This is a genomic window from Corynebacterium sp. Marseille-Q4381 (genome assembly GCF_036881695.1).
Lineage (GTDB): Bacteria > Actinomycetota > Actinomycetes > Mycobacteriales > Mycobacteriaceae > Corynebacterium.
In genome coordinates this window covers 20,921-45,257 of record NZ_JBAJNR010000006.1, presented here as the reverse complement: position 1 = coordinate 45,257, position 24,337 = coordinate 20,921, and the positions used below count along the sequence as shown (strand labels likewise).

The 24,337-nt window shown below is 60.4% G+C and carries 20 protein-coding genes; 14 read left to right on the top strand and 6 right to left on the bottom strand.

The features are described from left to right. Positions 1–48: 48 nt before the first annotated feature. The 3 genes from V6D40_RS06285 to V6D40_RS06275 are packed head-to-tail and all read left to right on the top strand — an operon-like array spanning position 49 to position 2,303. A complete protein-coding gene (locus V6D40_RS06285; RefSeq protein WP_334289511.1) occupies positions 49–1,431 on the top strand; it encodes a glycine--tRNA ligase in 1,383 nt (460 codons plus the stop codon). Positions 1,432–1,449: 18 nt separating this feature from the next. Continuing rightward, the gene (locus V6D40_RS06280) at positions 1,450–1,956 is read left to right on the top strand and encodes a hypothetical protein (RefSeq protein ID WP_334289510.1); all 507 of its coding nucleotides are present in this window, start codon (positions 1,450–1,452) and stop codon (positions 1,954–1,956) included. Further along, positions 1,953–2,303: a hypothetical protein gene (locus tag V6D40_RS06275; protein WP_334289509.1), complete on the top strand. Its 351-nt coding sequence runs from the start codon at positions 1,953–1,955 to the stop codon at positions 2,301–2,303. The genes V6D40_RS06280 and V6D40_RS06275 overlap by 4 nt, the downstream gene beginning before the upstream one ends. On the opposite strand, the gene V6D40_RS06270 is transcribed toward V6D40_RS06275, so the two are convergent. Continuing rightward, positions 2,300–4,360, bottom strand: a complete 2,061-nt coding sequence (locus V6D40_RS06270) for a TPM domain-containing protein (RefSeq protein WP_334289508.1) — start codon at positions 4,358–4,360, stop codon at positions 2,300–2,302. The two genes, V6D40_RS06275 and V6D40_RS06270, sit on opposite strands and share 4 nt — an antisense overlap. Before the next feature lie 58 nt (positions 4,361–4,418). Here V6D40_RS06270 and V6D40_RS06265 point away from each other — a divergent pair, with 58 nt between their 5' ends. Beyond that, positions 4,419–5,681: a deoxyguanosinetriphosphate triphosphohydrolase gene (locus V6D40_RS06265; RefSeq protein ID WP_334289507.1), complete on the top strand. Its 1,263-nt coding sequence runs from the start codon at positions 4,419–4,421 to the stop codon at positions 5,679–5,681. A gap of 4 nt (positions 5,682–5,685) precedes the next feature. Here the strand turns inward: V6D40_RS06265 and V6D40_RS06260 are convergent, their stop codons facing one another. The 3 genes from V6D40_RS06260 to V6D40_RS06250 are packed head-to-tail and all read right to left on the bottom strand — an operon-like array spanning position 5,686 to position 8,609. Next, positions 5,686–6,642 carry an ArsA family ATPase gene (locus tag V6D40_RS06260; RefSeq protein ID WP_334289506.1) on the bottom strand — a complete coding sequence of 319 codons (957 nt, stop codon included), beginning with the start codon at positions 6,640–6,642 and terminating at the stop codon, positions 5,686–5,688. After that, positions 6,633–6,890 (bottom strand): cory-CC-star protein, encoded by a 258-nt coding sequence (locus tag V6D40_RS06255; protein WP_334289505.1) that lies wholly within the window; start codon positions 6,888–6,890, stop codon positions 6,633–6,635. Before V6D40_RS06255 ends, V6D40_RS06260 begins: the two co-directional genes overlap by 10 nt. Before the next feature lie 3 nt (positions 6,891–6,893). Further along, positions 6,894–8,609, bottom strand: a complete 1,716-nt coding sequence (locus V6D40_RS06250; RefSeq protein ID WP_334289504.1) for a carbon starvation CstA family protein — start codon at positions 8,607–8,609, stop codon at positions 6,894–6,896. A gap of 109 nt (positions 8,610–8,718) precedes the next feature. Between V6D40_RS06250 and V6D40_RS06245 the strand changes: the two genes are divergently transcribed. From V6D40_RS06245 to dnaG, 3 genes are read left to right on the top strand one after another with little or no spacing between them, the layout of a single operon-like run. After that, a complete protein-coding gene (locus tag V6D40_RS06245; protein WP_334289503.1) occupies positions 8,719–9,078 on the top strand; it encodes a ribonuclease domain-containing protein in 360 nt (119 codons plus the stop codon). A gap of 7 nt (positions 9,079–9,085) precedes the next feature. After that, complete coding sequence (locus V6D40_RS06240) at positions 9,086–9,334, top strand: hypothetical protein (RefSeq protein WP_334289502.1); 249 nt, start codon at positions 9,086–9,088, stop codon at positions 9,332–9,334. A gap of 4 nt (positions 9,335–9,338) precedes the next feature. Beyond that, positions 9,339–11,249 carry a DNA primase gene (dnaG, locus tag V6D40_RS06235; RefSeq protein ID WP_334289501.1) on the top strand — a complete coding sequence of 637 codons (1,911 nt, stop codon included), beginning with the start codon at positions 9,339–9,341 and terminating at the stop codon, positions 11,247–11,249. A 6-nt stretch (positions 11,250–11,255) separates the two neighbouring features. On the opposite strand, the gene V6D40_RS06230 is transcribed toward dnaG, so the two are convergent. Then, positions 11,256–11,900 carry an 8-oxoguanine DNA glycosylase OGG fold protein gene (locus V6D40_RS06230; RefSeq protein ID WP_334289500.1) on the bottom strand — a complete coding sequence of 215 codons (645 nt, stop codon included), beginning with the start codon at positions 11,898–11,900 and terminating at the stop codon, positions 11,256–11,258. A 19-nt stretch (positions 11,901–11,919) separates the two neighbouring features. Here V6D40_RS06230 and V6D40_RS06225 point away from each other — a divergent pair, with 19 nt between their 5' ends. The 7 genes from V6D40_RS06225 to V6D40_RS06195 all read left to right on the top strand — a co-directional run bounded on the left by V6D40_RS06225 (position 11,920) and on the right by V6D40_RS06195 (position 19,770). After that, positions 11,920–12,528 (top strand): MazG nucleotide pyrophosphohydrolase domain-containing protein, encoded by a 609-nt coding sequence (locus V6D40_RS06225; protein ID WP_334289499.1) that lies wholly within the window; start codon positions 11,920–11,922, stop codon positions 12,526–12,528. 40 nt (positions 12,529–12,568) lie between these two features. Then, the gene (gene wecB / locus V6D40_RS06220; protein WP_334289647.1) at positions 12,569–13,714 is read left to right on the top strand and encodes a non-hydrolyzing UDP-N-acetylglucosamine 2-epimerase; all 1,146 of its coding nucleotides are present in this window, start codon (positions 12,569–12,571) and stop codon (positions 13,712–13,714) included. Positions 13,715–13,810: 96 nt separating this feature from the next. After that, positions 13,811–15,073, top strand: a complete 1,263-nt coding sequence (gene wecC / locus V6D40_RS06215) for a UDP-N-acetyl-D-mannosamine dehydrogenase (RefSeq protein ID WP_334289498.1) — start codon at positions 13,811–13,813, stop codon at positions 15,071–15,073. 58 nt (positions 15,074–15,131) lie between these two features. Further along, positions 15,132–16,424, top strand: coding sequence for a glycosyltransferase family 4 protein (locus V6D40_RS06210; RefSeq protein WP_334289497.1), 1,293 nt, complete (start codon positions 15,132–15,134; stop codon positions 16,422–16,424). Next, on the top strand, positions 16,421–17,995 hold the full coding sequence (locus V6D40_RS06205; RefSeq protein ID WP_334289496.1) for a glycosyltransferase family 4 protein: 1,575 nt from the start codon (positions 16,421–16,423) through the stop codon (positions 17,993–17,995). Before V6D40_RS06210 ends, V6D40_RS06205 begins: the two co-directional genes overlap by 4 nt. A gap of 61 nt (positions 17,996–18,056) precedes the next feature. Next, positions 18,057–18,971, top strand: coding sequence for an ABC transporter permease (locus V6D40_RS06200; protein WP_334289495.1), 915 nt, complete (start codon positions 18,057–18,059; stop codon positions 18,969–18,971). Beyond that, positions 18,955–19,770, top strand: coding sequence for an ABC transporter ATP-binding protein (locus tag V6D40_RS06195; RefSeq protein ID WP_334289494.1), 816 nt, complete (start codon positions 18,955–18,957; stop codon positions 19,768–19,770). The genes V6D40_RS06200 and V6D40_RS06195 overlap by 17 nt, the downstream gene beginning before the upstream one ends. 156 nt (positions 19,771–19,926) lie before the next feature. On the opposite strand, the gene V6D40_RS06190 is transcribed toward V6D40_RS06195, so the two are convergent. Beyond that, positions 19,927–24,201, bottom strand: a complete 4,275-nt coding sequence (locus V6D40_RS06190) for a heparinase II/III domain-containing protein (protein ID WP_334289493.1) — start codon at positions 24,199–24,201, stop codon at positions 19,927–19,929. Between the last annotated feature and the right edge of the window lie 136 nt (positions 24,202–24,337).

Here is a 24,337-nt window from a genome sequence, read left to right as displayed (position 1 = left end):
AGACTGAGCACGTTACTTGATCACTGCCAAGAGGAGGCTTTGGAGCCAGTGCCCGCGAATAAGATCGATACCGTAGTTAACCTGTGCAAGCGCCGTGGCTTGGTCTACCCCGCTGGCGAAATTTACGGTGGCACCCGCTCCGCATGGGACTACGGCCCGCTCGGCGTGGAGTTGAAAGAAAACCTGAAGCGCCAGTGGTGGCGCCACATGGTGCAGTCGCGCCGCGACACCGTCGGCGTGGACACCTCCATCATCCTGCCGCGCCAGGTGTGGGAGGCCTCCGGCCACGTCGAGGTGTTCACTGACCCGCTGGTGGAGTCACTGCACACGCACAAGCGCTACCGCGCCGACCACCTGCTCGAGGCGTACGAGGAGAAGCACGGCCACCCGCCGGTCAACGGTTTCGCGGACATCCCGGACCCGGAGACGGGCCAGCCGGGCAAGTGGACCGAGCCGCGAGAGTTCTCCGGGCTTATGAAGACCTACCTGGGCCCGGTGGATGACAAGGAGGGGCTGCACTACATGCGCCCCGAGACGGCTCAGGGTATTTTCGTGAACTTCAAGAATGTGATGACGTCTGCGCGCATGAAGCCCCCGTTTGGCATCGCCAACATTGGCAAGAGCTTCCGCAACGAAATCACCCCGGGCAACTTCATTTTCCGCACCCGCGAGTTTGAGCAGATGGAGATGGAGTTCTTCGTCAAACCCGGCGAGGACGAGCAGTGGCACCAGTACTGGATTGACAACCGCCACCAGTGGTACATCGACCTGGGCATCGACCCGGAGAACCTGCGCTTGTACGAGCACCCGAAGGAGAAGCTCAGCCACTACTCCAAGCGCACCGTGGACATCGAGTACGCCTTCGGCTTCACCGGCTCCAAGTGGGGCGAGCTCGAGGGCGTGGCCAACCGCACAGACTACGACCTGAAGACGCACGCCGAGGCCTCGGCCGAGGACTTGAGCTTCTTCGACCAGGAGGCGAACGAGCGCTGGATCCCGTACTGCATCGAGCCGGCTGCGGGTCTCGGCCGCGCGATGATGGCGTTCCTCATCGACGCGTACGACGAAGAGGAAGCCCCCAACGCCAAGGGCGGCACCGATACCCGCGTCGTGCTGCGCCTTGACCGCCGCCTCGCGCCGGTGAAGGTTGCGGTGCTGCCGCTGTCGAAGAAGCCGGAACTCTCCGGCCCGGCGGAGGAGCTAGCGGACACCCTGCGCGCGCACTGGAACGTCGATTACGACACCTCCGGCGCGATCGGCCGCCGCTACCGCCGTCAGGACGAGATCGGCACGCCGTTCTGCGTGACTTACGATTTCGATTCGCTTGAAGACGGCGCGGTGACCGTCCGCGAGCGCGACACCATGGAGCAGGAGCGTGTGCCGCTTGCGGAGCTCGAGTCCTACCTGGCGGCCCGCCTGATCGGCTGCTAAGCCGGGGTTGCAATAGCGATGCACTACGTCAGCTGGGACCGCACCGAGCGCGACGCGCCGAAGCTGCTCGCCGAGGCGGGTCCGGATGTGCTCGGCGTGTTCCGCACCGACCGCGCGAGCGTGGGCGGGGAGATCTGGGACCTAGCGGTCTCGCCTGAATCTGGGGCGGTGGCCACGCGCGGCGGCGAGGAGATCGTGCGGGCGTTCGACTCGCTGCGCCGCGGCGACGAGGTCCGCGTGGACGTGGAGGGCCGCGGCTACACGCTGGTCAAGGAGACGTCCAACAACTGGGTCATCGACGACGCCGCCGGCGAAAAGGTCGCGCAGTTCTCCCGCGCGAACTCGGGCGTGCGCAAGGCGATCCTCGAGTTCGAAGGTGACACCGCCCTGCCGCTGACGGATGTCGCGGCGCTCGCCTGGCTCTCGCGCAGCGTGATGGAGTCTCGCCAGACCGCCTCGGCGAACGCGCTGATTGCCGCGCTGACGCTGTTCTCCGCCGTCGCAGTCCTGGTGTTCTTCCTGTGACGCGGGAACCGCTGCGCTTCACCTCCGACAACCCGGCCGACATCCGCGCCGTGGCCGCGGACGGGCGCACCTACCGACTCACCAAACGGGGCCTAACCGTCTCGCACTACGAGGCCGAGTGCGCCGGCCGCACCTATAGCGTGCGTCGCGCGGGAGGGGGCCTGTTGCGCAAGCGCCGCGAGATAACCGACGCGGCCGGCAACCTCGTCGGTGTCACGCTCGCGCGCCCGAGCGGCGAGATCGAGCTGGAAACCCGGGTGGCGAGCGCCGAGGAGCGCGCTGACCTGGAGTTCATCGCGAGGGGGCTGCTGCTTGTCGACACCCCCGTGAATAACACCCGCTACTAGAACGTGCCGCCGCGGCCGGCCGGGCCGCCGCCACCGCCGGAGAAACCGCCGCCCATGGTGCCGCCGCCGTAGCCGCCACCACCGCCGAAGCCGCCGGAGAGGATCGAGCCCCACAGCACGGCCTGCGCTACGTTGTTCGCGGTCTGGCGGTTCTGCGCCGCGCGGTAGCGGTCTATGTCGTCGCTCGCTGCCTTCGCCGCGCGGCGCGCCGTCTCGGTTGCGGCGCGGGCGAAGTCGATTGCCTGGCGAGTGTCGCGCACGCGCAGCTGGTGAGCCTGGGCGTACTGGCGCTTGGCCTCTGCAAGTAAGGTGCGCGCGTGCGAGCCGATGATGCGGCCGCGGGAGCGGATCAGGTCTTCCGCGGACTGGATCTGGGCGGTGGCGACACGCATTTGCTGGTCGAACAGCTGCAGGGAACGGGTCTGGTCGCCGGCGGCGCCCTTGGCAATCGCCAGCTGCTCGTCAATGCGCGCGTCCACGTCCGTTAAGTCCGTGTAGAGGGACAGCGGGTCGCGATCGGCGCGGGCCGGGACGGTGGCGAGCACCTGGCGGGCGGCGGCGGCGACGTTGTCTAGGGCGGCGACGTCGATGCGCGCGCCCTGCTGCGTTGCGGCCTTGACCTGCTCGATCTCGCGCAGCTCGTCCTCGATCTCGGCCTTGATGGCCGGCAGGTTTGTCTGAGCTTGACGGATGTTGTCCTCGGCGTGCTCGATGGCGGCCAAGTTGGTGTCGGAGATGTCGACGGCGCGGGTGGCGGCTGACAGGACGTCGATAAGCGAGCCCTGCCTGCCCGCCGACTGCCGTGCGATGGAGCTTGCCTCGTCCAAGTGCTTCTCCGCCTCGTCGAGGGAGGCCGAGGCGATGTCGACGTTGTCGGCGATGGAGTGGAGCATGTCCTCGGAGTAGCGCTCACGCAGATCGTTCAGTGTTTGCTGCGCGGGCTCGAGGCGCGCGCGGATGTCCACGGTGCGCTGGCGGACGTTATCCACCTCCTCGGGCGCGCGCATGAGCACGCCGCGCATCTCGTTGAACTCGGCCGTCTTGTCGCGCAGCGCCTGCTCGGCCTGGCCGGAAGACGAAATGATGTCCACCAGCATCGCACGCTTTTCGGGCTCGGTCTCGGGGATCGCGTCGTAGAGCTTCTGGTGGGTTGAAAACGCGCGCTGCAGCGTGGAGGTCGCCGTGTTCATCGCCGCGGTGAACGGGCGCACACGTTCGGGGCCGAATTCGCTGGTGGCCAGGCGCAGCTCCTCCTTGCCCTGCGTGATCGACTCGTCGGCCGAGACCAGCGCGTCGCGCGCGACCTGCTCAAGCGTCGGCGTTGGCAGGCGGCCGAGCGAATCGGTGTCGGACGGATCCAGCGCGCGGGCGGACTCGATCTGCTTGGCCTGCGTCTTCTGCGAGGTGCGGCGGTTCGCGGCGTAGATGCCGCCGCCGGCAAGGGCCGCAACGCCAAGGCCGCCGGCGACCCAGCCGGCGCCTGTGCCGTCGCCGCCGCCAGAACCGCCCGAGCCGGATCCGCTCCCAGCGGAGACCGCAGCGTCAGCCGCGGCGATGGCCGCGCCCGCCCAGTCCTCCTCTGCCAGCTTGGCGTAGGCGGCGCTATCCATGGCGTCGACCTCGTTCTGGGTCCACTGCTCACCGCCGTTGACGTAGTAGGAGCGCTCCTCCGGGGCGATCGCCAGCACCGCGGTGTTCGGCCCGCTGGCCTTGATCGACTGCTCCACCCAGGCGCTCGGCTGCATACCGCCGAAGGACTCGAGGAAGATCACGCGCAGCGACTTGCCTTTCTCGGCGCTGACCTTTTGGATCGCGCTTTCAATGTTGGCAATGTCGCCGGTGGACAGCACGCCGGCCTCGTCGGTGACGGGTTGGGTAAGCAGGCGCGGGCCCGACACAGCCGGGGCTTGAGCTGGCGCCTGGGCCTGGGCATACTCGGCCGGCGCCGAAGCAGCGTGAGCGGGTGCTAAAGCCATGGCCACGGGTGCCGCGGCGAGGCCGACACCTGCGGCAAGCGCCGGGGCAGCAAGGAGGACACGGAGGTAACGGTGTTTCATGCCCTCCTAGGGTAGTCGCAACCTCCAACACGCATCTTGGCCTCTACGCTGGGAAGGCGTGAAGAAGTACGAATACACCGCGGCGGACGCCGAGCGCCGCGCGGTAGAGGGGGAGAAGGGCTCCCAGATCGCGGCCGGCGCCGATACTCGCGGCGCGTTCAGCCGCGACCGGGCGCGCGTGCTGCACTCGGCCGCGCTGCGCCGCCTCGCGGACAAAACGCAGGTCGTCGGCCCGCAGGACGGCGACACCCCGCGCACGCGGCTGACCCACTCGCTGGAGGTGGCGCAGATTGCGCGCAGCATCGGCGAGGGCCTGGGCCTCGACCCGGACATCTGCGAGCTTGCGGGTCTCTCCCACGACATCGGCCACCCGCCGTACGGGCACAACGGCGAGCGCGCGCTGGACGAGGTGTCCAACTGCGGCTTCGAGGGCAACGCCCAGACACTGCGGATTTTGAGCCGGCTGGAACCGAAGGTGGTCATAGGCGCCGAAAGCTTCGGGCTCAACCTCACCCGCGCCGCCCTCGACGCCGCGTGCAAGTACCCCCGCACGCGCACCAACGCAGACGGCACGGTGAACAAGAAGTACTCGGCCTACGACGAGGACGCGGAGCTTCTGGCCTGGGTGCGAAAGGGCCACACGGATGCCCGCCCGCCGATTGAGGCGCAGGTCATGGACTTCGCCGACGACATCGCCTACTCCGTCCACGATGTCGAGGACGGCATCATCTCCGGGCGCATCTCGCTCAAAGTCCTGTGGGACTTCGTAGAGCTCGCCGCCCTGGCGGACAAGGGTGCGGCAGCGTTCGGGGGCTCGCCGAGCTCGCTTATCGACGCCGCCGCCCACCTCCAATCCCTCCCCTCCATCTCCCGCGCAGCCGACTTCAACTACACGCTGCAGTCATGGGTGGAGCTCAAGCAGCTCACCAGCGAGCTGGTTGGGCGCTACGTCGGCGGGGTGGTGCAGGCGACCCTTGACGCAAACGACTCCCCGCTGGGCCGCATGCACGGCGATCTGGTGGTCCCGGCCGACATCGAATCCGAGGTCAAGCTGCTCAAAACCATCGCCGTGCTCTACGTTATGGACCTGCCCGCCCACACCCCGCGCCAGGACCGCCAGCGCGAGCGCATCTTCCGCGTCTACGACTACCTTGCAGCGGGCGCGCCGGGCACTCTCGACACGATGTATCAGCAGTGGTGGCTCACCGCCGAGACGGACCTTGCCCGCGAGCGCGTCATCGTGGACCAGATCGCGTCCATGACCGAGTCGCGCCTGGAGCGCGCCGCGAAGAAGGCCGCGGCGTTCGGGGGTTACAGCTAAGGGGCTACAGGTGCTTGGCGACGCCCCCCAGCGCCTCCCGCGTCCCCACCTCACCCGGCAGCCAGGGCAGCTCCACCCGCTTCACCCCGGGTAGCAGGTTGTCGAGGAGCTCGAGCGCTTGCTTTTCGACGCCCCTCCGCGTCTCCAAAAACGCCTCCCCTCCGGCAGGCGTGCGGCGGTTGATGACTAACCCGCCGACGTGAATGCCGCTTGCGGTGATGTCGCGGTAGAGCTCCGCCGACTCCATCACCGGCAGGCGCTCCGCGGTGAGCACGATGTTGAAGACGCACTTCTGGGCGTCGGTCAGCACTGCGCGTAAGCCCTCGAACTTGCGCTGGCGGGCAAGCAGCGTCGCGCGAATCTGCTGATTACGGCGCTCGGTGGCGCTTGAGTCGGTGACGCCCTTGCCCCCGAACCCGCGCACCGCGCGCGAAAACGTGTCGGAGGCCTCGCGGCGCGCGAGCAGTCCACCGGTGTAGGCGGACATGATCTCCGGAAGTTCCAGCAGGCGCGAGGTGTGGCCGGACGGCGCGGTGTCGAAGATGATGTGGTCGTAACCGCGCTTGTCGGTAAGCTCCGCCACGAGCTCCGCAATGCGCTCGAGCATGGCGGCCTCGTGCATACCGGGGGAGTGGCGGGAGAGCTCCATGTGGCGGTCGATCTCGCTGTGGAGGCGCTCCGGCATCATGTGGCGCATCGACGCGGCCACGGTGTCTAGGTGCCGCTGGGTGGTTTTGTCCGGGTCGAGTTCTATCCCGTGGAGGTTGGGCTCGAGGTGGACGGGGGCGTCGGCAAGCGTGCTGCCCCACACGTGCCCTAAGTTGTGCGCCGGGTCGGTGGAGACTAACAGGACGCGCTTGCCGGCCTCGGCCAAGCGCACGGCCGTTGCAGCGGAGACGGTTGTTTTTCCCACGCCGCCTTTGCCACCGAAGAACATGACGGGCGCGGTGGTTAGCAGCATCGCACACCGTCCAGGGGGGATTTCTCCATGCCCATGCGGGTGTGCCAGGCGTGGACGTCGCTGTAGAGCAGCGGGAGCAGTTCGAGCGTGTAGTAGCTCGCCGGGTTGGGGATGCCCAGCATCTCCGATGCGACGAGCAGCATGAACAGGTCGTCCTCCTCGCGGGCGGCTCGGGCGAACTCGCGGCGGTAGGGGGCCTTGTAGAACTCGTCGAGGCCGGCCCCGAACGCCTTGATCTTCTCCCACATGGTTTAGACGCTAGCTGGCTGCGCGGCGTGCTCGCCCGGCATGGTCTCGTCGTCGCGCCAGGTAACGGCCGGTGCCCTCCGCGCCTTGGAGATCGCGGTGAACGCCTCCACGATGACCCAGATGGCGCAGCAGATGATGACGATGTCGATGACCAGAAGCAGCCAGTTCTGCGCGGCCCACAGGGTGCGCAGCTGCAGGATCGCGGCCCACAGGGACATGACGGTGACGAACAGCAGCGGGATGAGGATCGGCCACGTCGGGCGGCGCAGCTGGGTGAGCATAATGGCCAGAATCGACAGGGTCAGGCCGGCCATGAGCTGGTTGGTGGTGCCGAACAGCGGCCAGATCAGCATGCCGCCGGAGCCGTCGAGGCCGGTGGAGAAGGTCAACGCAAGCGCGAAGCCGACCGCGATGATGGTTGCGACAAGCCCGGAGAGCTTGATGCCCATGAGCTCGGCGATCTCGGCGACGACGAGGCGCTGCAGGCGCACGCCGGAGTCCATCGTGGTGGCGGCGAACAGCACGGCCATGGTGGCGAGGATGGTGGCGGACAGGGAGGTCGGGATGCCCAGGCCTTCATTCATCAGCGCGCCACCGCCGGCGATAAACGCGTCGACGCCGCCGGCGTTCCACTCGCTGTAGACGTTCTCCCAGTCGGCGATGGTCTTAAACCCGCCGGTGGTGGCGATGATGGTACCGAGCGCGAGCAGGCCCTCACCGACCGCGCCGAAGTAGCCCACGAAGCGAGCGTCGGTTTCCTTATCCAGCTGCTTGGACGAGGTGCCGGAGGCAACCACACCGTGGAAACCGGAGATCGCGCCGCAGGCGATGGTGACGAACAAAAGCGGGAAGATGCCGGGGGTGCCGTCCGGCACAGCATCGCGAAGCGAGGGGGCGACGATCTCCGGGCGGACGATGAAGAAGGAGGCGTAGAGGATGAACAGGCCGACAAACAGCTGCAGGCCGTTGATGTAGTCGCGCGGTTGCAGCAGGACCCACACCGGCAAAAGGGAGGCGATAAACGCGTAGGTGAACAGGAAGATGATCCACCAGCCGCGGTCCGGGATGCCGAGCATGACCTCCGGAAGCGCCAGCGGCATGCGGTCGCCCCAGACCATCAGGCCGTAGAGGGCGGCAACACCGACGAGGGAGACGAGCGGCAGGTTCCAGTTGAAGCGGTAGATGGCTTGGCCGATCAAGAGCGCCACGACGATCGCGCCCCAGGTCGGGATGACCGCGGACGGGGTGGAGATCAGAAGGTTCGAGATCACCACGGCGAACGCCGCGTTGACCATGAGCAGCAGAAGGAAGATCACCACGAGGAAGAGGTTGCGGCCGCGCGCGCCGACGTAGCGGCCCGACAGCGTGCCGATGGACTGGCCGCGGTGGCGCTGGGAGGCCCAGAGCGCTCCGAGGTCGTGCATGCCGGCAAAAAAGACGGTGCCGAGCGTGACCCACAGGAAGGCGGGGACCCAGCCCCAGATCACGGCGACGGCCGGGCCGATGATCGGTGCGGCGCCCGCGACGGAGGTGAAGTGGTGGCCCCACAGCACGTACTTGTTCGTGGGTACGTAGTCCACGCCGTCTCCCATGGTGTGGGCGGGCGTGGTGTAGGCGTCCGAGAGTTGGTAGACCCTGGTCCCCAAAAACTTCGAGTACAGCAGGTACCCGAGTGCCATCATTCCTAGGCCGATAAGGGCCAGTACGACCGCGCTCATAATCCTCCTTCAAAAGTGGTGTGCATCATAGGGTGACTGGGATTGTATGACACCGCACCTACATGCCGCTATGTGTGTCCGCCCATACGTTGGTCCTATGATGTGCGACATGCGGAAAGGCTGGGTGTTGGCGGCGGCAGCGCTGCTGGTGGCGGGGTGCGCGGCGCCGGTTGAAACGGAAACCGAGATACCGGCGTGCGAGCGGCTGCCGGCGCAGGCCGAGGAGACGATCGAGGTGATCGAGCGCGGCGGGCCGTACAAGTACCCGGCAAACGACGACCAGCGCTTCGGCAACTATGAGGGCCACCTGCCCGAGGAGTCTTTGGGGTACTACCGCGAGTACACGGTGGACACGCCTGGTGTGAACCACCGCGGCGCGCGCCGCATCATCACCGGGGGCGAAGGTGCAGGCCGCGAGTGGTACTACACGGCCGACCACTACGAATCGTTCTGCGAGATTGCGAGGTAGGAAAACGATGGGCAGTACTCGGTGGGATCCGGTGGGGGTGGGGAAGGTGGCGTCGATAAGCCAGCTGCTCCAAGCGCTCTCCAGGGCAGTGCTTGACGGCGCCCGCGATGCCCCCACAAACCTCGACGGGCTGGCAGACCTGATTCGTGAGGGGGCGGTGAAGCAGCTCGTGGTGCGCGATTGGCAGCTGCCTGCGGGCGAGAGTGCGCGGGTAGAAGCGGTGCTTTCTGATGTTGGGGTGAGGTTGTACCGTTAGGCGCATGGCCAAGGGGAGAATTCCGGAGAGCGACATTGAAGCGATCCGTGAACGCGCGGCGATCGAGGAGATCGTCGGCGAGTACGTGCAGCTCAAGCCCGCTGGCCACGACTCGATGAAGGGCCTGTCGCCGTTCAAGGACGAGAAGACGCCGTCCTTCCACGTCCGCCCCGCGCGCGGGTACTTCCACTGCTTCTCCACCGGCAAGGGCGGCGACGTGTTCACCTTCCTCATGGAGATGGAGCAGCTGACCTTCCCGGAGGCGGTGGAGGCGGTTGCCGACCAAATCGGCTACCGCATCAACTACCAGGGCGGCACCACCGGCGCGCGGGACGTGAAGCCAGGAACGCGCCAGCGCCTGTTAGCCATTAACAAGGCAGCGCACGAGTTCTACCGCGAGCAGCTAGAAACCCCCGAGGCGCAGGTGGGCCGCGAGTTTTTGCTGAACCGCGGGTTTAGCCGCGAGCATATCTACCACTTCGAGTGCGGGTACGCCCCGGACGGGTGGGACACGCTGACGAAGCACCTGCTGCGCAAGGGCTTCGACGCCGAGGAACTGCAGCAGGCGGGTATCAGCTCCATGGGCAAGCGCGGGCCGATTGATAAGTTCCGCCGGCGGTTAATCTGGCCGATCAAGGACGCGGCTGGCAACGTGATCGGCTTCGGCGCGCGCAAGCTGTTCGACGACGATCCCATGGGCAAGTACATGAACACCCAGGACACGCTGCTGTACCACAAGTCGAAGGTGCTCTTCGGGATCGATCTGGCGAAGAAGCATATTGCCGAGGGCCACCAGGCCGTGGTGGTGGAGGGCTACACGGACGTGATGGCAATGCACGCCGCGGGTGTGCAAACCGCCGTCGCCTCGTGCGGCACCGCGTTCGGCCGCGACCACCTGCAGACGATCCGCCGGCTCATGCTCGACGACAACTTCTTCCGCGGCGAGCTGATCTACACCTTCGACGGTGACGACGCCGGACAGAAGGCGGCCATGCGCGCGTTTTCAACGGACCTGGAGTTCACCGGCCAGTCCTTCGTCGCGATCGCGCCCGACGGGATGGACCCGTGCGACCTGCGGCAGGCAAGGGGCGACGCGGCGGTGCGCGATCTGGTGGCGCGCCGAATGCCCATGATCGAGTTCGTGCTGGAGTCCACGCTCGCTGACTTTTCGCTCGACTCCCCGGTGGGGCGCATCCAGGCGCTGAACCGCACGGTGCCGATGGTCGCGGAGATCCACGACCCAGTCCTGCGCAACGAGTACGCGCGCCGACTCGCGGGGTGGGTTGGCTGGCCGAACCCGGACGAGGTGCTGGCGCAGGTGCGCGAGGCGGCGAAGGCGCCGAAGAAGGGCGCGCTGAAGACGCCGGCGCGGAAGGCAGCGGGCGCTGGGGGTGACGGTGGTTCCACTGGGCAAAACGCGCTGGTGGCGCCCGCGCCGAACGACCCGGTGCTCTGGCCGCAGCGCGAGGCGTTGAAAGCGGCGCTGCAGTATCCGGAGAAAGCTGGCAGCTACTTCGACGGCATCAACCCGGACGCGTTCACCAACGCGGCGTACCGGGAGGTGCGCGACGCGATGGCCGCGGCAGGCGGCATCGCCGACCATGAGGGGTCGAACTGGATCGCATCTGTGGCCGGCGGGATGCGGGACTTGGCCGGCCGCAACCTCGTCTCCGAGCTGGCGGTGGAGGCGATCAACGCCGACAACTTGGACGTCTACATCGACGCGGTGCTCTCGCGCCTGCAGGAAACGCGGGTGGGCGACCAGATCGCCCAGTTGAAGGCGCAGCTGCAGCGCATGCGCCCGTCCGACGACGAGGCCGCCTACAACGCGCTGTTCTCCGACCTACTGGCCCTGGAGCAGGCCCGTCGGGAGCTCAACACCCGCGCGCTGCGGGCGCACGCGGCGGAGCGGTAATCGGCGCTACTTGTTCGCGAACTCGCGCGCGGCGTACTCCACGGAGTCCAGCGCCAGCGTCGCGTCGTGTGCATCGCGGGCCTCGCGAAGGCGCGCGAGGTAGTCGCCGTACTCCTCGGCGGACCAATCGCTGTCGGACTCGAGACCTGCGATCTTCGCGCGGTTGCTGCAGATGATCACGGGCTTGTCGCTCTCGCCCTCTGCCTGCTCGCCGGCGAGGAAGTAGGCGATGGCGGAGGCGACCTTCGGAGCAATGCCGGCCTCCGCCAGCACAGCGTAAGCGTCAACGGCGTTCTTGCCCTCGGTCTGGCGGATAGCGTTCAAAAGCTTCGCGGCGTTGCCCTTGTTGCGCAGGAACGCCTGCAGCTCCATCACCTGGTTGCTCTGCCCGGCCAGGTAGCCGAACGCGGCACCGAGGAAGTCGATGATCTGGTCGCGGTTGTAGCCGGACTCGCGGACATCGCCGGCGAAGTCGAAGACCTCGGCGCGGGTGATGGAGGCGCGGGCGTCGTCACGGAACGGCGGGACGCGGCGCAGGTGGTGCGGCCAACCGGTCTTCCAGCGCAGCGGGGAGAAAGTCACGGAGTGCTCCATGACGTCGGCGTGGCTGGGGTTGACGGCGGCAAGCGCCTCTGAAAGTTGGTTCGTCATGGCGTCTATTGTTTCATGCATGCCTACGCTCGTGCTCGACCCCCGCTGGCCAGACATGGTGCCCGCGCACCTTACGAAGGAATTCGCAGGCGGTGTGGACTACACGCCCGAGGTCCCTGAGCAAGCGCGCGTGTGGCCGTATGTGCCCGGTGCCAAGTGGACGCTGACAACCGAGGACAGCGGTGACGCCGTCCGTGCCCCTTCCCTGGACGACCCCGTCGCCCGCGCGGTTGCCGTCATGCACACCGCGCGTGGGCGAGGGGAGTGGGAGCAGTCCATGACGCACGAACGCCTGCTGCCGTACCTGAAAGAGGAAGCAGCGGAGCTAGCCCAGGCGATCGAGGAACAGGCTGGCGATGAGGAGCTCAAGAAAGAGCTTGCCGACGTCCTCCTCCAAGTCCTCTTCCACGCCGAACTTGCCGCCGAGCGCGGCGCATTCACGTTCGCGGACGTGGCGCACGCGTTCGTGACCAAGATGGAATCGCGGGCGCCGTACCTCTTCGACGGCTCCGAGGGCACCGTCGACATCGCCACCCAGGACCGGTACTGGGCCGAGGGCAAGGCGCGGGAAGCGGACATGGTGAGACAGCAACGCTCAGTTCCTATAAAGTCTGTGCGATACAGCTGAATTTCAAGGAGACACAGTGATTTCATCAAAGCCGAAGGTGATGACTGTCTATGGGACGAGGCCAGAGGCAATCAAGGTCGCGCCTGTCATTACCGCACTAAATGACGATGATCGATTCGACGCGGTCGTTGTTTCCACAGGCCAGCACCGTGAGATGCTTGAGCAGGTCAATAACAGGTTTGGCATCGTTCCTGACTATGACCTCGGACTCATGAAACCCGGCCAGAGTCTCAACGAGCTAGTTGCTCGTGCAATTGCGGGGTTGGATGAGATCATCTCCAAGGAGAAACCTGATGTGATCATTTCCCAGGGCGATACGTCCACAGCAATGGCTGCAGCTTTAGCGGGGTTCCACCAGGGAGTGAAGATCGTTCACCTTGAAGCAGGTTTGCGAACGGGGAATATTTTTTCTCCGTTCCCCGAGGAGGCGAACCGGAAGATCATCGGGCAAGTCTCGAGTCTGCATCTTGCACCCACGAGTGAATCCAGGGAAAATCTGCGCCGCGAGAACGTGCGCTCAAAGGACATCGTGGTCACCGGCAACACGGTCATCGATTCCCTCAAGATTTCCACAACCTGGAATGTCAAATTCGAGGACGAACGCCTCCAAGCGCTGACCGACACAGACCAGCGGGTGGTTTTGGTAACCACTCACCGTCGCGAGAATCTCGATGCAATGACGGAGATCGGTGGAGCGGTTCAAGACTTGGCAAGGGCATATCCCGAAGTTATCTTTGCGTTGCCGTTGCACCTGAACCCGAAAGTACGTGAGCAGGTGCTGCCTGAGGTGGAGCACCTAGGCAACGTGATCATTACGGATCCACTCCCTTACGACCAGTTCACGGCATTGATGAATCGTTCCTACCTCGTTCTCACCGATTCCGGCGGAGTCCAAGAGGAGGCTCCTTCCCTGGGTAAACCTGTCCTAGTGATGCGGGACAACACTGAGAGACCAGAAGCCGTTGTGGCTGGGACTGTGAAGCTGGTGGGTACCAACCGTGGTCTTATTGTCGCCGAGGCATCGAATTTGATGGACCAAGATGCCGCTTATAAGGCGATGGCCAACGCGGTGAATCCTTATGGCGACGGAAATGCAGCTCAGCGAGCCGTCGGGGCTATTGCCGCGCTGGCGGGAGTGGGAGAACGCCTGGCAGAATTTGATCCACAGTTGTCTGCCCAAGCCTAGGCCAGCCCGAGCCATGCAGGTGGTAACCGGGGGGTAAGATTTCCTAGTTAAGGACAGGTTACAGAGAACCTGTTGAATGAAGCAAAGGTGGTAATAGTGTCAAGCACTCCTTACACATTCGACACAGTGTGCGTCGTGGGACTCGGATATATTGGTCTGCCCACGGCCGCGTTCATCGCCTCAAAAGGTGTGAAAGTCACCGGCGTTGACGTGAACCAGCGCTTTGTGGATTCGATCAACCGGGGTGAGGTTCCATTCGTCGAGCCGGGCTTCGATAGCCTTCTGCGCGATGTAGTGGAGAAGGAGCTGCTCGTTGCCCAGGCAGAGCAGGTTCCGGCTGACGCGTACATAGTTTGCGTGCCAACACCGTTCAAAGGATCCAACCATGAGGTCGATACTAAGTACATCGCCTCGGCGATCGACGCTATGACGTCGCATCTTCGTCCTGGTGCACTTGTCGTTCTGGAATCGACCTCTCCTCCCGGCACCACCAAGTGGATGGCAGACTACATCATCCAGCAGCGGCCCGACCTGTCGCTGGAGGAGGACGCCGAGAACGCCATCTACATCGCTCACTGCCCAGAGCGCGTATTGCCTGGTCAGATCATGGAAGAGATGGAGAATAACGACCGCGTGATCGGTGGTTTGACTCCGCGCGGTACGGAGATGGCTCGCGACCTCTACGCGACTTTTTGCAGCGCCGAGTTGCTTATGACTGACGCAACAACGGCGGAGATGGCCAAGTTGACTGAGAATTCCTTCCGCGACGTTAATATCGCGTTCGCGAATGAGCTCTCCCTCATCTGCGATAAACTGGATATTGATGTCTGGGAACTGATCGAGCTGGCCAACCATCATCCGCGTGTGAACATTCTTAACCCTGGCCCCGGGGTGGGCGGTCACTGTATCGCCGTGGATCCGTGGTTCATTGTGTCCTCCGTGCCGGAACAGGCGAAACTCATTCGTTTAGCGCGTGAGACAAATGACTCCAAGCCGGAGTTTGTGCTGGGTAAGGTGGCAGAGGCTGTAGAACGGAAACCTGACGCGTCAATTGCTGCCCTTGGTTTGGCTTTCAAGGCTGACATCGATGATCTGCGAGAATCCCCAGCTCTCGATATTGTGGATCGTTTGACTGACCAGTACCCCGACAAGCCAATCCGCGTGGTTGAACCGAACATACAAGCTCTCCCAGCACGATTCGATGGCAAGGAGAACTCCGAGCTCACCGATCTTCATGCAGCGCTTGAAGATGCGGACATTATTTTGGTTTTGGTTGACCACTCCGAATTTAAGAATCTCGACCCCAAGGTTCTTGCGGGCAAGGATGTCATTGATACTCGCGGCATGATTCGTCGCTAGTTTTTCGCATTAGGGTGCGTTAGATGTAACGATTTTTCATGGAAATGGAGTGGTGACAGTGAAAATCCTCATTGTCACCCAGTATTGGTTTCCAGAAAATGGTGTCCCTCAACGGCGGTGGCAGTGGTTGACGCAGATTCTCGCTCAAGAGGGGCACGAAGTCACTGTCATCGCACCTCCGCCCAGTTACAACGAGGAAATCGATCGACCTACCGTCATCTCTCTCAACCGGCATTATGTTGGGAAGACGCAGACAGGACCGAGCGGTGAAACCATAGTCCGCTCGGGCTTTGCTCCTGCAAGGAAAACTCTGACGTCGAAGATCGCCTCGCAAGCTGTGGGCGCTGGCGGCCAACTGAGACAAGTGTTGCGAATGGTTTCACCTCGCTGCGATAATTTCGACCTAGTTATCGGTACCGTTCCTGCTTTGCCTACAGCATTTGTCACACGGGTAGCGGCTTTACTTTTACGGGCGCCGTACATCATTGATCTGCGTGATGCTTGGCCAGACTTGCTGAGGAACTCGGAACACTGGAATAGCGCGACAGGGACGAAATCTCTGAGGGCGAAACTCGCGTTACTGGGTCCGCTTCAGTTGACTAAAGCCGTCACTGCTTGGTCGATCAACCACTCTTTGCGTTATGCGGCAGGCGTCATGGTGACTACCCGTGGCATGAAGGATGAAATCCTCAGCGATCCGAGACTTCGGAAAGCCTCAAATAATGTTGCGGTTATCCGCAACGTGTTCCCAGCGCAGACCTACGCTCAAAGGCGCAGGGACAACGCGGAAAGAGGGAACGCCCTGCGGGTGCTTTACGCTGGAACTGCTGGGCGAGCGCAGAACCTAGGCAATGCTCTCCGGGCGGTTCGGATTGCACGGAGCTTGGGGGTAGACGTCCAACTGCGCGTTGTGGGTGCGGGGGATGCCCGCGATCGGTTGGAGAAACTCGCGCTCCAAGAAGATATCCCTGTGCAGTTCTATGAGACGAAGCCTGCGGCCGATCTTAGCGAGTTCTACGGGTGGGCCGATTCAGCGCTTGTTCATTTGACTGACTGGGAACCGCTCGAGAGAACAATTCCATCAAAGACCTACGAGTTGATGGCGCAGGGGATCCACATCACTGGCGTAGTCAGCGGAGAAGCTGCCGTTCTCATTCAAGACATGGGTGCTGGAGATACAGTGCCCCCCGAATCGCCTGAGCTCTTGGCTCAACTCTGGGTCGCAATCGCGCGCGATCGGTCTCGGCTAGCCGTTTCAAGCGTTGGAACCCAGTGGGTGAGGACTCAACGCGAGGAAGTTGTGCCTAAGCGTTTCTTGGAGTTGATCGAGGTTGCACGAGGGATCGGATGACAATCAAACACAGCCTTCGTTTGGTGACTCTCACTGTTTCAGCGGTGTATCGTCATGTGTCGACCAATGCCTCCGACTTTTTGCGCAAGTTTAGAGAATGGGCGCGGTTGAATGTGCCCGTCGGCAAAGAGGTAGTTGAAAAGGCTCTGGATGTTGCGATTACGGTCGTTTCGCACACAACTCACGAGGGCCACAGATTGCTTGACGATGGTCATCTCGCCGCGGCTCGACAGTTCGCAGCAGACCAGGGCGATCAAGCGCTAGTTCGAAGAATCGACCGAATCGAAGCCGGATATGACCAACCTCGTTACAGAGTTGTACCCCGTGTGCAGCCCGCACAGCCGACACGCGCTCTTTACGTGGTCAATAACTGTCTGCCGTATACCAACAGCGGATATACAGTTCGTACCCAGCGCTTGCTGGTTGCGTTGAGGCGGAAAGGCGTGGATGTGGATGCGTGTACGCGTCTCAACTACCCGGTTATTGTGGGCAAATGGCCGGGATCAGATCAAACCACGGTAGAGTCGGTTACTTACCACCATCTCCTGCCGTGGGTAGTCAGTAGCGACGAGAGCGCGAAGTTCGAGCAATCAGTTGACCTCCTTAGTAACTTGGTCCGAGAACTGAAGCCTTCGGTATTGCACACCACTACTGATTTCCACAACGCGAATGTGGTCAGCACCGTCGCGGAGCGATTCGGTCTGCCTTGGGTGTACGAGGTCCGAGGCGAATTGGAAAACACGTGGCTCTCAAAACGGCCGAGTGACCATCGTGAGTTCGCGCAAAGGTCTGAGCAATATCGACGGATGAGGGAAGCTGAGAATGATGCGATAAGTAAAGCTAACGCTGTGATTGGTCTCAGCGAGGTGTCCAAGAATCGCTTGGTCAGCAATGGCGCCGATCCAGACAAGACTTTTGTTGTCCCAAACTCCATCGATGCATCAATCCTTGACAAGCGGTTTGATGTTGCCAGTATTAGAAATGACCTCGGTTTGGGCGGCTTGAAAGGCCCATTGGTCGGAACCGTGACCTCCGTGGTGAGTTATGAAGGGCTGCACACTCTCATAGAGGCCTTGGAGTATCTGCCCAGTGGAATCTCAGTGATAGTCGTCGGCGACGGCCAAGCGCGCCCCGATCTGGAAAAATTTGCGCAGCGAAACGATCTCGCTGGGCGAGTGCACTTTGTTGGCAGGAAACCGCAGGCAGATATTTGGAAGTGGTATGCTGCCCTAGACGTTTTTGTACTTCCTCGTGTGAACAGCGACGTCACGCGCAATGTAACCCCCATTAAACCGCTCACTGCAATGGCGTTAGGGATCCCAGTTATAGCCTCGGATCTTCCGGCCTTAAGAGAAGTCACTGGTGGATTCGCGAACTATTTTCCTCCAGAGGATGCGGAGGCACTTGCAGAAGCAATTGTCGCGGCTCTGGCCGACGAGAACCAGCCCGAGAGTGAGAACGCTATGAATGAATGGCTGCGTAATCGCACTTGGGACAGCGCAGCGGCGACAATCGACGAAATTTATCGTTCGTTTTGTGCGGGGTCGCCCTACACTTCGAATCATTTTTAGATACTCGGACGCGCATCTACAATTGATCCGACCTTCGGCGCGGGAAAAGGAGAATTGGTGGATGAGTGCTGATGCGAATGAGCAATCATTGTTTCCGCTGGACGAAGCTCATGAGACTCGGACTGACAGTTTTATTGTGATTAACCGAGCCGGGTTACGAGAACAGTCCGAACGAGAGGCGCTAGGGTCCTATTTGAAGCGTCTTTGGGGCCATCGATTCTTCATTTATCAAGATGCTCACCACAGGGCCTTTGGTCTACACCAAGACAAATTCCTGGGTCGGCTCTGGATCATCTTGGAACCGTTGTTGTTTGCCGCGATGTACGGGTTTATGTTTGGCGTCATTCTGAACACGTCCCGTGGTATTGAGAACTTTGTGGGATACGTAATTCTCGGAACGACATTTTTCCGTATTCTACAGCAGTCTTTGACGAGCGGATCAGGACTGATGAAGGCCTCGAAACCACTGATATCAAGCTTTAACTTTCCAAGGGCCGCTATCGTTTTCGGTGCGTGGACGAAAAATGTGCTAACGAGTCTCGCTCCGGTAATGGTCGCAATTGTTCTTGCGCTTTGCGCGCAATGGGGCAACTGGCCGGGGTGGGAGATTCTTGCTGTAGTACCGCTATTTCTTCTTGTTCACGTTTTCGGTTTAGGGCTCACGTTAATAACTGCTCGTCTTACGGCCATCGTTCCGGACGTAAAGTCGCTCATTCCCGTGATCGGTCGAGCGTGGTTTTATATTTCCGGTGTCTTTTTCCTCCCAGAGAAATTCGATAACTCGCAATTCATTCAGGATGCGATGCAGCTGAATCCCGCCTACCGATTCCTGGACGCTGTGCGCGGGGCAGTGATGTACCACTCGCTTCCAGCTACTGACGAATGGGTGTACATGGCTGTTTGGTCAGTCACCGTTGCCATTGCGGGGTTCACATATTTCTGGTTAGCAGAGGGGCGTTATGCGCAGGTGCGATGAGCCGGCTGTTGTAGTCGATAGAGTTTCCAAAATATATAAGGCATCTGATCGGCGTTTTTGGCAGGGTTCCAGCAATCTAGATGTTGAGGCGCTTAAAGGAATCTCGTTCGCGGTTTCGAAGGGAGAATCCGTGGGCGTGTTGGGACGCAATGGTTCCGGAAAATCCACACTTATGCGTCTTATTGCCGGAGCCGAACAGCCCACTAACGGCCGTATTCTAGTTTCAGCGCAACCTACATTGCTGAGCGTCTCAGCCGCGCTGCGCCCAGACTTAACAGGCCGGCAGAATATCAGGCTTGGGTTGCTCGCGCAGGGGACACTCCCAGCAGCTATTCCAGAGCTGGAAGAAGACATCTGCGATTTCGCTGGCATTGGCAGTGCCGTCGATAGGCCTATGCGGACGTACTCTTCGGGGATGAACGCTCGACTTAAATTCGCAATCGCCACTGCTGTCGACCGCGACATTCTGCTTGTCGACGAAGCCCTGGCGACTGGTGATATCGCCTTTAAGTCGCGGGCACAGCAGCGGATGAGCGAATACCTAGTAACGGCCGGGACGATTTTTCTGGTTTCGCATGCGCCAACCACGATGAAGGACATGTGCAGTCGCATACTCTGGATCCACAACGGAGACCTGATTGCAGATGGAGCATCTGAAGAAGTTGCGGACGAGTACCAGCGATGGACTCAATGCATCTCGAAGCGAGATGAAGAATCAGCCGCTGCGGTTATCGAAGAAACTCGCAGCGGTTACAACCAGCCGAGGTTTGAGTTTCGTACGGAAGTTTCCACAAAATGATCATGACAACTCCAAGTCTTAAAGTCAGCAATCACTTTTTGTAATCACCTCGCCAATCGCTTGGAGTCGAAGGTACGGAGTGGTCCTTCTCTCGGCTTAGGTGCTAGTCCCCAAGCCGAACTGGACCGCCTATATCAGATCGGAGGCAACCGAACACTATTTGGGGACGGACTCACTGGCTGAGATGGACATTCCCTCGGTGTCGTGGATCGTGAATTGAGTGACGATATGAACTTGGGAGCTTGTGTCGCATTCAAACCCGAAATTCCAGGTTGGTTCCAAGGACCCTTCCTCTCGAGACCGCCATCCCCGAAGGGGGTTATGTTGTCCCCTGACCGGTTCAACCAGACGAGCGTTGCTTGCAACTTCGAGAAACCACTTCTCATTGGGAAAGTGGAATAGTAGCGATTCTTGCTCAATTTGGAGCAGCGCAGAACCATCGATATTAAACCAAGAGACAACAGTTTGGTTTTCCTCTGTAGTGTGTATTAAATCGTGCACGCGGAGGGATCGTCCGGGAGATAGTTCAATGCGACGCCAGTGCTCTAGGTTGTCGTGGATAACGCGACCCGAGAGGATGAAGGTACCGTTGTCTTCAAAGCACGTCTCTAACGCGGAACCAAAAGGTTCGCGATTACGGCGCTCGATGTCTAATCCTTTAATCGCAACAGTGTTGTGTGCGCGGGTGGATTCCACATACTGTCGTTCGGGGGAACCATAGTAAAAGCCATCCAAGCGCGCTGGGGCATCCTTCGACAATAGATCAAAATAGCCATATTTGCCTGAATCGACGAGGATTTCACGACCCTTATCGAACCACGTAAATGTTAGGTCGTCTGCGTGTTTGTGCGCACGTGAATGGAAGCCAGCTTGGAATGCTAAATAGCTACTGTTACGGCGCTGCTCTACTCTGTCCGGCTGCGGGCTGCGAACAAAGGCATAGCCAGATTCGGGGAGGATCATCATCTGGGCGGTATCCGGTTGCCCCTCTGCCCCGTCTGTTTCTATAAATCGGGCGTGAGGATCGCTGAGCCCCACTTCTTCGACTGTGACGTCGATTTGATCTGTGTCACCGAATTGAACTAGGTGACCATCCGGTTGAATCATCCATCCGAGTGCATATGACGCTCGATCAATCTTTTGAACGAGCGCTGCATCGCTGATGAGCTCATCCGAAATTGCACCCTCGAAACCAGACAGGAGCATCAATTGATAAGCGGGGGAGTGCTCCAGATGGCCGCCATCGCTAGCAAACTGGCTATCGACAATACTTGACAGACGCCGGTGGCCAACATCTGAGAGCTTATCGGCATTGGGGAATGATGGCAGTAACTTTGCCCAATCTAAACAGGCACTTGCATTGAAGAAGCCGTGATTATTGTTGGCGTTGAAGGCGCTTGTTTTGAGAATCTCCCGGATATGTTTAACTGCCGTGGGAAGAAGCAAAGTAACCTCGTTGGTATACCCAGATTGCGCAGCGTAGATCATGATCCGTGCGAGACGCGGCATACGGAGACTCATTGCCATGTCGTACCAAGCCATTGATTCTTGCTCATCCGCTTGTGCATCAAATCTCGACCAGTCTAAGGAGAAATTAAGGAGCCACTCCAAAAGGTCTCGGTTCCGAGTTCGGTAGAACTCTTCGAGGACAGGGTCAACCATTTCCCACCGATGCAGTCGGAATCCCCATGTCCGATCTGCCTTGCCCGGGGCCATCCAGTCAAAACCTGGCTCAAACAGAATTCGAGGACGCTTAGCCATTTTCCAGCCTTCGGAAATAATCTCCTCGGCACTCGCTGCCAACTTTGTGGTAGTGAACCAACCTGTTGGTTTGGGGCATGGTGCGTTCTCAAGCAGTTCGAGCATGAGTCTCGGGTGGCGGCCCTGAGTAGTCATGTCGCGGAAGAGAGACGCATATTCAGGAAGGTCAGTTTGCATTCCGAGCTCTTGGTAGGCTTCAACGTACGAAATTGCGTTGAGGTCCCAAGATCGAGCATCACGAACCCAGCGCGCGCTCTGGCTACCCATTGATCTGATGGTGTCAGGATCAGACACCATGGGCAGAAGTGTCTTTGCGAGGCTGTGATGATCATCGGCTTGGAATACTTCCACACAGCCAGCCTCGTCAGCTATCTCTTTGAGAGCGCGGACATTAGAGAATACACAGGCGCGACCCGTCGACATGGCTTCGAAAGGTTTTAACGGAGTGACCAATTCGGTTACGTCGGAAGATTTCCGAGGTACGACAAAGACGTCGATTAATCCGTAGAAGCGTAGGATCTCTTCGTGTGGAACGCGGCCGGTGAAAACTACATATTCATCGATTCCAAGTTCAACAGCTAAACCTCGGAGGTTCTCGAGCTCGGCTCCGTCACCAACGATCACGAGGCGGAGTTCGGACGTAACAGCAGAGCCGGGGATGTTGGCTAGTTCTACAACGTCGTTCAGTAGGTCCGCAGCAAATCCGCTCTCTTGGTAGAACTCGGGGAATATATCGCGTAGATGTGCCTCCAGCCGCGCAGCTGTTTCCGCAAACACTTCCTGGTCGAATGAGTGCCAACCCGAAAGAACACGATCATGACCGGCCCCTATTGCGTCGAGTGAGGCCTCCGATTCATTCTGGAAGTCGTTCAGCGACAAGCCGCAGGCGTCGCAAAGATCTTCAAAAGCCTTGAACGCGCAGAGAAGTTCGTAGAACCCGCGAATTAGGGTATCGATTCCTTCGTACTCAACGATGGAGGATATATACCCAACAATCGTTGAATGCTCAGGGAGGCCGAGGTTGATCAGCAAATCACGATCTTTACCGACGACCGGGAAGGAACGGCTTTCAACTGCGTTCGGAACAATTTTGACACGCGGACGCTGAAGACCGTACTCGTCGGCAGTTTTTTCAATATGTTCAGCCATAACCTGAGCGAGAGTGATGACTGTTTCTGCTTCGCTGCGCAGCTTAGCTTCTAAGGCGCGGCGACCCGTGTATGCAATCGGTAACCCCAAGGCTTCAACCAATTCACGGAACCCCGCCTCGCCCTGTGCGTCCATCGTTCGCGAGAGCCAGCTTTCCTCCCAGAAGCCTCGTGTTTCATTGACCACGGGGATCCCGTACCGGTCACCCACATATTGCGCAATCAACGCGTTGAAGAAGTCAGAATGAGCGTGGATTACAGCGGGACGCAGACTGCAAACAAGCTCTGCGAAGCTGACGATATTCTGCTCCACCCATTGATCCCAAGGCACGGTGTTCCGGACCGGACCAGCGAGCGTGCAGTATTGAATATCGTCGACAAAGTCAGATTGGATTGAGCTGTATTCGATGCCATCGCCGCCGGCTTGAACAGCTATGACGGGCTCAACCCCGAGCTTCGCTATTGCGCGAGCGGTGTAGTGGGTGCGCAGAGTGTAGCCGGTTTGAGTTTCGGGCAGACTCTTTCCAACAAGGTGAACGACCACTTTGGACTCTGGGTACGGTCGATAAATTGGGAGCTCAACTTGCGGCATGTACGCACCTTCGAAAAGGGAGGCTTCGCTCTTCATAATCGCGGCGCGTTCAGTGTCGCTAGTCTTTCCTGACCTCTCTGCGATCCACCCCATGACCTTACTAGACTCGGAGAGGTATCCGCTATGGCGAAGACCCTTCATGAGTTGGCGGAGCTCAGTCAGCGATAGATCACTCGGTGCGCTTTCAATTTCGCGTGTGAGAAGCCCTTTTGCCAGTGCGTCATCGGCTTTGAGGGAATGGAGGAGAAGCTCTCCGAGCTCCTCTTTTGTTAAGCCCTGGCCCACGTTGATCCCTTGGCGAGAAGCAAGCTTAAGGATCCTGAGGCTCGCGGACCGGAGATCGCCTTCAACCGCGTGTAGGGAAGCGACGAGTTTATCGAGGGTCTGGTAAGCTTTCTCAGTTAGCCTTTGGGTCTGGGTAGCCTGGCTTTTCAATATCTTGTGCTGACTGTGCGTCTGATCTACCTGTGACTGAAATCGCTTCGTACTCGTCTGGATCTGGTCGACGCGGGCATGAGACTGCTCTAGTGATCCCTGTATTTGTTCCAGTGCGACCTCGTCTTCATCAACGCGCCGCTGAAGTTTCATAAGCTCGTTGCTGATCTGAGAATTTTCCAACTTGTGGGTGTTTTTGACGTCCGCAATGGCCGACTTTAAAGGCTTAACTTGTAGCTCTACGGTCTCCGTATCGCACTTCGACCGCACTTCTTTGCGAAGTTTTTCTACAAGCTCATCTTTAGCTTTGTCTCTCCTACGAACGGTATCGATTACAGCCCAAGCCACTGGAATGGGCGACAACGCGACGGCGATTCCAGCGACGGTGACGACCGTTTGACCAGATGTAAACCCGTCTTTGAGCAGGGCAGCCCACCCCACAAGCCAGCTTAGACTGGCGGCAGCCAGTTGAATCCTAATCATGGGTTTGTTCATCCCGACCTCCAATTAGAAAGTGTGCTTTCGAGATCGTATCGCAGAGTGTCGCTCCCGGCCCTCGATCCCAGTTCGCAGGTCGAAACCGATGGTATTTGGCGGGTTTATCAAACCACGTGCGGGACTTCTGGTATCA

Coding starts and splice junctions, on each gene's coding strand:
- V6D40_RS06230 (WP_334289500.1), bottom strand. CDS start 11,900: ATGACGAACCAACTTTCAGAGGCGCTTGCCGCCGTCAACCCCAGCCAC.
- V6D40_RS06200 (WP_334289495.1), top strand. CDS start 18,057: ATGAGTGCTGATGCGAATGAGCAATCATTGTTTCCGCTGGACGAAGCT.
- V6D40_RS06270 (WP_334289508.1), bottom strand. CDS start 4,360: ATGAAACACCGTTACCTCCGTGTCCTCCTTGCTGCCCCGGCGCTTGCC.
- V6D40_RS06245 (WP_334289503.1), top strand. CDS start 8,719: ATGCGGAAAGGCTGGGTGTTGGCGGCGGCAGCGCTGCTGGTGGCGGGG.
- V6D40_RS06195 (WP_334289494.1), top strand. CDS start 18,955: ATGCGCAGGTGCGATGAGCCGGCTGTTGTAGTCGATAGAGTTTCCAAA.
- dnaG (WP_334289501.1), top strand. CDS start 9,339: ATGGCCAAGGGGAGAATTCCGGAGAGCGACATTGAAGCGATCCGTGAA.
- V6D40_RS06205 (WP_334289496.1), top strand. CDS start 16,421: ATGACAATCAAACACAGCCTTCGTTTGGTGACTCTCACTGTTTCAGCG.
- V6D40_RS06240 (WP_334289502.1), top strand. CDS start 9,086: ATGGGCAGTACTCGGTGGGATCCGGTGGGGGTGGGGAAGGTGGCGTCG.
- V6D40_RS06280 (WP_334289510.1), top strand. CDS start 1,450: ATGCACTACGTCAGCTGGGACCGCACCGAGCGCGACGCGCCGAAGCTG.
- V6D40_RS06225 (WP_334289499.1), top strand. CDS start 11,920: ATGCCTACGCTCGTGCTCGACCCCCGCTGGCCAGACATGGTGCCCGCG.
- wecB (WP_334289647.1), top strand. CDS start 12,569: ATGACTGTCTATGGGACGAGGCCAGAGGCAATCAAGGTCGCGCCTGTC.
- V6D40_RS06190 (WP_334289493.1), bottom strand. CDS start 24,201: ATGAACAAACCCATGATTAGGATTCAACTGGCTGCCGCCAGTCTAAGC.
- V6D40_RS06255 (WP_334289505.1), bottom strand. CDS start 6,890: ATGTGGGAGAAGATCAAGGCGTTCGGGGCCGGCCTCGACGAGTTCTAC.
- V6D40_RS06260 (WP_334289506.1), bottom strand. CDS start 6,642: ATGCTGCTAACCACCGCGCCCGTCATGTTCTTCGGTGGCAAAGGCGGC.
- V6D40_RS06250 (WP_334289504.1), bottom strand. CDS start 8,609: ATGAGCGCGGTCGTACTGGCCCTTATCGGCCTAGGAATGATGGCACTC.